At 39.7% G+C, this 6624-nt stretch carries 6 protein-coding genes; all 6 read right to left on the bottom strand.

Translation table 11 applies throughout. The annotated features are described in order from the left end of the window. Positions 1-123: 123 nt before the first annotated feature. Positions 124-699, bottom strand: a complete 576-nt coding sequence (locus QZ055_RS07365) for a manganese efflux pump MntP family protein (RefSeq protein ID WP_295825705.1) — start codon at positions 697-699, stop codon at positions 124-126. A gap of 26 nt (positions 700-725) precedes the next feature. Beyond that, the gene (locus tag QZ055_RS07360; protein ID WP_178884688.1) at positions 726-2153 is read right to left on the bottom strand and encodes an Rne/Rng family ribonuclease; all 1428 of its coding nucleotides are present in this window, start codon (positions 2151-2153) and stop codon (positions 726-728) included. Between the two features lie 115 nt (positions 2154-2268). Continuing rightward, entirely contained in the window at positions 2269-2964 is a 696-nt protein-coding gene (locus QZ055_RS07355; protein WP_363178904.1) for a TIGR03936 family radical SAM-associated protein, read from the bottom strand. Continuing rightward, complete coding sequence (locus QZ055_RS07350; RefSeq protein WP_295825697.1) at positions 2936-4819, bottom strand: TIGR03960 family B12-binding radical SAM protein; 1884 nt, start codon at positions 4817-4819, stop codon at positions 2936-2938. The genes QZ055_RS07355 and QZ055_RS07350 overlap by 29 nt, the downstream gene beginning before the upstream one ends. 56 nt (positions 4820-4875) lie before the next feature. Continuing rightward, the gene (gene rodA, locus QZ055_RS07345) at positions 4876-5979 is read right to left on the bottom strand and encodes a rod shape-determining protein RodA (protein ID WP_005386038.1); all 1104 of its coding nucleotides are present in this window, start codon (positions 5977-5979) and stop codon (positions 4876-4878) included. Positions 5980-5987: 8 nt separating this feature from the next. After that, on the bottom strand, positions 5988-6624 hold a 637-nt coding region (locus QZ055_RS07340), incomplete at its 5' end, for a cobalamin biosynthesis protein CobQ (RefSeq protein WP_295825695.1).

The raw sequence follows: 6624 nt of genomic DNA, 5'->3' as shown, positions 1-6624 counted from the left end.
CGGATTGCAAAGTTCAGTAAACCGAACTAATACTGATATAGTATATCGTATTTACCTATCCATGTCAAACAAAATTCACCATACATAGCTCAGTTTACGATACTTTCATATATATACAAACCTCTAAAATTCTCCGATAATACCGAGGTGTTGTAAAAGTATTTTTGTGCCGATGAGAATCAATACACCCCCACCTAATATGTCTGCATATTTTCCCACGAACTGGCCCATAAATTTGCCTAGGTACACACCAATAAGAGAAATACCAAAGGTAATTACCCCTATCATAGTAGAGGCTTCCCACACATTGATGGGCATAAAAGCAAAAGTAAGACCTACAGCCATAGCATCAAGGCTGGTGGCTACGGAGAGCATCATCATTTCCCAAGCGCCTAAAAACTGCTTATCATCGTCTTCATCAGTTTCATCGCTAAGCCCTTCTCGTATCATAGCAATACCTAAATAGCCGAGAAGACCGAAGATAATCCAATGATCCCATTCAGATATAATATCTATAAACTGACGCCCAATAAGCCATCCCATAACAGGCATGAGAAACTGGAATAACCCAAATAAGAATGCCAATGTAACCTTTCGGCCATTTTCACCTACCGGCATTGATAAACCTTTACCAATCGATACACCAAAGGCATCCATGGCTAGACCAATACTAATTAATATAATTTCAAATACAGACACGAAACTCACCTATAAAAACTACTTACTTATTCTGCTACTGCCATCAAAGAATATCCTTCTCGGCTAATTTGTGAATTCACTACAATCGAAATCTTACGCCCTATAGAATCACCTAACTCCTCAAGGACAGCCTTAGTTAAGTATTGGGCTACCTCTGGATGTACTTCGATTTCTAGATTCGATTTAATGCGACCTGATTTAAACAGCTCACGTATACGACGGATAATTTGCATGTATACAGTTCTGCCTGACAACATGTATCCAGTGCCCCCACATTGAGGACATGTATCAAACATCAAAGTTTGCAAACCTTGACGGGCACGCTTTCTTGTCATCTCCACAAGACCAAGCGAACTAATACCACATACTACAGTTTTCATCTTATCTAACTTGGCCTGTGCGCTCAACAATTTTAACAACTCTTGTTGATGGGACTTATCCTTCATATCGATAAAATCGACGACGATAATACCACCAATATCGCGCAATCGCAATTGTCGACAAATTTCCTTTGCCGCCTCTTTATTGACTGTAAAAGCTAGATCTTCTAACTTATTAGACTTACCTGTGTAATGAGCCGAGTTTACATCAAATACGGTGAGAGCCTCCGTATGATCGATACGGATAGAGCCACCGGAAGGTAGATTGATATCACGAGAGATAAGATCTTCTAATTGTGGTTCAATATGATTGGCTTTAAAGATAGGTGTACTACCACGGTGACGTGTCACTTTAATTTGCTGTGATGTAGGCCCATGACCTAAGAGATCCAGCAACCGAGACTCGCCCATATCAGAATCTACAATAATCTCTCCTACATTGCGATGCGCATAGTCTCGCACAAGGCGGAACCAAAAATCCGCATCACTATAGAGATCAGTACCACTCTTAGCCACCTTAAATCGTTTTAACACATGTTGCCATGTACGCCATAGATATTCCATATCACGACCGATTTCATCAGCACTAGCCTTAGCGGCTGCGGTACGAATAATAAATCCACAGCCTTCCTGTACATAAGGCGCTGCTAATTCTTGTAATTTAGCACGTACTGCTTCATCAGTAATTTTCTTAGAAATATGCATGCCTTCAGAATATGGTAAAAGCACCATAAAACGTCCTGCCAAACTCACATCAGCTGTAACGCGAGCTCCTTTACCAAGCATTTCCTCTTTTACCACTTGTACAAGAATTTGCTGTCCCACAGATAGGCGTGGCAAGATTTTCTGTTCTTTCCCTTGTTGAAGGTTCAAATATGCATTTTGAGAACCCCCTATATCAACAAAGGCCGCTTGCATACCGTTTAATACGTTCTTAACAGTACCTTTGTACATATGATTTGCCATATGAGACTCATCAGTACGCTCTAAGACAAAGTCTACTAACTGCCCATCTTCGTCAATAACAGCCATGCGAATTTCTTCTCGCATAACATTGACCAAAATTTTATGCATCCTATCCCTCCCTTCATTCAATATAAAATATATAGGTCTCTTAAATCACTAAACGTGTATAAGCTCTTACGATTTATGTAAAGACTATTAATAGTTAAGATGTATATAACGAGTATTAGTAGTTAATTTCCAGTGGAGTGTAACGACCTTCTTCGTTTTCCACCATAATCGCTTTACGATGAATTTCATAGCCACTTGTAATAGGCCAATTATATTGGTCTTTACCAAGGTTCCACACTTCACTAGGTTTAATAGTACCTTGCGGATAAATACCGATGCCCATTGTAAGAGTAACCATACCATCTTTCACAGATGCAACGATGGGCTCCTTTACAAATTCTTTTACATCGATAATACGAGTTTTCTTTGGTGTTACCTTTTCGTAAGAAATTTCCGGAGCCTCATTAAAAGGCTTTAGTAACGCATCCCAATCGGCATTTTCATCCGTTACAGGGCCTGTAACTTCATAGATGGCAAAGTTACAAATAGCCATCATCTTTTTAACCTTATCAGGCATTTCTTTACCACCTAGTACTTCAAGGCCTGGAGGTGCTACACGATTAAGGCGTTCTATAATAGACTCTAAACTATCATCTTCAATAACATCCATATCGATATATTCAGCTGCAGCTGTTACACCAAGAGCTAGTGCAGAGGAAAAGCTAATTTTCATATGTGGATTAAAGCCTTCAGAGTACGCCATTTTAATTTCTGCGCGGCGAATCATACGCTCTACTGCTTGTGCATAGTCAAGGTGCGACAGGAATCGCAATTTTTCACCCTTATTTAAGGCCAAACGTAACTTTTTCAACTCTGCCACCCTCCTTATAGTCAATAATTGCAGTATTAAGCTCTGGACATACATTACAGCCCTTACATGGGCCGCGACGGCAATCACTTGTTAGGTTTGCCTCTACCGCTTGTTCCCACTCCCGTTTTAAGAAAGCTTTACTTACTGTGCAATCTAAATGGTCCCAAGGTAATGGCTCATCGAAGTCACGAGTACGTCTTGCAAAATATGCTGGATCCAAGCCACAATCAGCGAATGCTTGCAACCAAGTTTCATAGTTAAAGTACTCAGTCCAACCATCAAATTTACAACCCGCTTCCCATGCTTTCACAAGAACTTTAGATAATCTACGGTCCCCACGAGCAAAAGCAGCCTCCATATAGCCAGTATAGCCATCATGGTAATGGTAGGAAATATTGCGGTTATTGATGAGAGATTTTAAATACCGTTGTTTGCGATGGATTTCCTCTACATCTTGTTGACCATACCATTGGTATGGAGAATGTGTTTTGGGTACAAAGAAGGATACACTCACTGTGACAGAGCCATTTCGTTTACCTGTAATATCACGATGTAAATCAAGCACCTTGTACGCCAAATCAGCAATGCCTGCCAAATCTTCATCTGTTTCAGTTGGAAGGCCCATCATAAAGTACAATTTAACTGTATTCCAACCGGATTTAAAGGCATTTGTACATGCCGCCAACAAGTCCTCTTCACTAACACCTTTATTGATAACATCGCGCATACGTTGTGTACCTGCTTCAGGTGCAAAGGTAAGACCACTCTTACGAACTTGTTGCACCTTTTTAGCGATATCGATGGAGAAACTATCAATACGCAAGGATGGTAAGCTTACGCTCACTTGTTTGTCTTTGAACTCTTCCATAAGCATATCTACTAGCTCTGGCAATTTAGAATAGTCCGCAGAGCTTAAGCTCATCAAAGAGATTTCATTATAACCAGTGTTAGCAATCGTATCCTTAGCAATTTGAAGCAAACGCTCTGGCGTCTTTTCACGTACAGGACGATATAGCATACCGGCTTGGCAGAAACGACAACCACGTGTACAACCACGGAATAATTCGAGTACCGCACGGTCATGAACTATATCTAAGAATGGTACAACAGGTTTTGTTGGGTAGAAAACATTTTCTACATCTTCAACAATGCGTTTTTCAACAGCTGCAGGTACGTCTTCAAAGCGCGGTGTAATAGATTTAAAATCGCCTTGCTCGGTATATTCCACATCGTATAATGCTGGACAATACGTACCAGGGATTTGAGCCACTTTACGCAAGAATGCTTCCTTGCCGCCTGGGAATCCTTTTGCCTTTTCAGCCTTGTAGAGATTGATGAATTCATCTCCCCATTCTTCGGACTCACCAAGGGAGACAATATCAAAGAAATCTGCAATAGGCTCTACATTAAATGCACATGGACCACCACAAACGAGTAATGGAAACTCCATATCCCGGTCTTTAGCGTACATTGGAATACCAACCAAATCGAGCATGTTTAAAATATTAGTAAAGCTCATCTCATATTGGAGTGTAAAGGCTAACACATCAAAATCTTTGATAGGCGTACGAGTTTCCAAAGAGAATAAAGGGATGTTACGCTTACGCATTTCCTCTTCCATATCGTGCCACGGAGCAAATACACGTTCCGCTGCTGCATCTTCACGACGGTTTACAAGACCATATAAAATTTTGATGCCCAAATGGCTCATAGCCACTTCGTATACATCTGGAAAAGCTAAAGCCATTGTTACATCAACAGTACTGTGATCTTTTACGATACTGTTATATTCACCGCCCGTATAACGAGCAGGCTTTTGGACATGTTGTAACCATGACGTATCTAATTGAATCATACATCCTCCGTCTTTTCTGAAAGACTTCTTTCACAATCAATCCTAAAAATAGGTTTTTAAAAAATATATTTCGTCCGTTGCATAGCAATATTTAACAAAATACCGATACTCAACATATTGGTAGTCAACGCACTAACACCATAGCTAAGGAATGGTAATGGAATCCCTGTAACAGGCATAATACCAATAGTCATGCCTACATTAACGAGTACCTCAAAGGTAAACATGGTAGCAATCCCCGTAGCTAATAACATACCAAAATTATCATTACACATATAGGCTACTTTAATGCTGCGATAAATCAGCATAAAGAGCAAAAACAACACGATAATACAGCCTACAAAACCAAATTCTTCACCAATAACGGAGAAAATAAAGTCCGTATGGTTTTCTGGTAAGAAGTTCAACTGACTTTGCGTACCATTAAAGATACCTTTACCAAAAATCAAACCTGAACCAATGGCAATCTTAGACTGAATGATATGATAGCCTGATCCAAACGGATCAATATCTGGATTTAAAAATACAAGAATACGTTGTTTTTGGTATTCTTTCAGTACAAACCAACCTAAAGGCATCAATAATAAACCAGTACCGGCAATAATTTTTATAAGTCTTGTTCTAATACCAGAAATAAATAACATGCCTACAAAAATAGCAATATACACAAGAGATGTACCTAGGTCAGGCTGTAAGAATACGAGTGCAATAGGTACCCCAACATATAATACAGGCAATATTAATGATTTAAATGTATCTAACTTGCCAATACGAGGCTCTAGCATTTTAGCCATGCAAATAATCATGAGCAATTTAGAAAACTCTGATGGTTGAATCGTAATAGGTCCCAATTGAATCCAGCGTTGGGCCCCCAATGCAGAGGTACCAACGGCCATAACGGCAATCAACATCAAAAGGGTAATGGCGTAAATGATATTACCCCAATCCTTTAGGCGATGGTAGTTAAGAAACTGCATACCTATCACAACGGCTACATTAGCTAAGAAAAATATGAGTTGTTTTACTACTAAACTACCAAATCCAATAGGCTCTTGATTAACATGCGTTGCACTGCCAATGGCTGCTAAACCAATACAAACAAGTAAGAAAGTACATATGATAATAGCCCAGTCGCTATCGTTCCATAGTTTCCGCCACATCATATCACCTATTTCAATTTACGACGGCGCCATAAGCTTTGCTTACCTTGCACTAATAAACGCTGAGTAGTCCAACCGCCGCGATTAATATAGAGAACATTATTCGAGTCTTCAAAGATAGACTCACCAGCTGCAGCAAGAGTAGGTGTACCTTGTTTTTCTGTAGCAGCCTTTTTCTTCGCTACATAGGCATCAAATTGCTTTTGTACATCATAATCTTCCCAGCAATCCCCAGTTACAACATAGTCCACAAGAGGTGCTAATACATTGCGGAATTCATGAGAAGCTAAATCTAACAGCTGTCCATCTTGTGTATAGGTTAACACATCTTCATCATAAGGAATCATAGCCCCTACATATTCGGCGCGAAGAACTTCTAGCATATCGTATAAGTCTATGTCTTCACCATCTGTAGGTACTGCATTAAAAGCAATAGCAAAATCGCGAATATTATGTTCCTCACACACTTGAATCATGCGCGCTCCATTACGTAAGGATACCCACAACGGATGCGTTACAACAATACAGCGATTTACTAAGTCTAAAATAGACTCTATGCCCTTACCAATACCGGCTGGAGCATCAATCAAAATATAGTCATATACATCACAAAGTCGACGAACTAATTTCTTATACTTCTTACGA

The sequence above is a fragment of the uncultured Veillonella sp. genome (genome assembly GCF_905209685.1).
Classification (GTDB): Bacteria; Bacillota; Negativicutes; order Veillonellales; family Veillonellaceae; genus Veillonella.
The sequence above is the reverse complement of the archived record's forward strand: the minus strand, read 5'-3'. Positions and strand labels throughout refer to the sequence as shown.

Coding starts and splice junctions, on each gene's coding strand:
- QZ055_RS07360 (WP_178884688.1), bottom strand. CDS start 2,153: ATGCATAAAATTTTGGTCAATGTTATGCGAGAAGAAATTCGCATGGCT.
- QZ055_RS07350 (WP_295825697.1), bottom strand. CDS start 4,819: ATGATTCAATTAGATACGTCATGGTTACAACATGTCCAAAAGCCTGCT.
- rodA (WP_005386038.1), bottom strand. CDS start 5,979: ATGTGGCGGAAACTATGGAACGATAGCGACTGGGCTATTATCATATGT.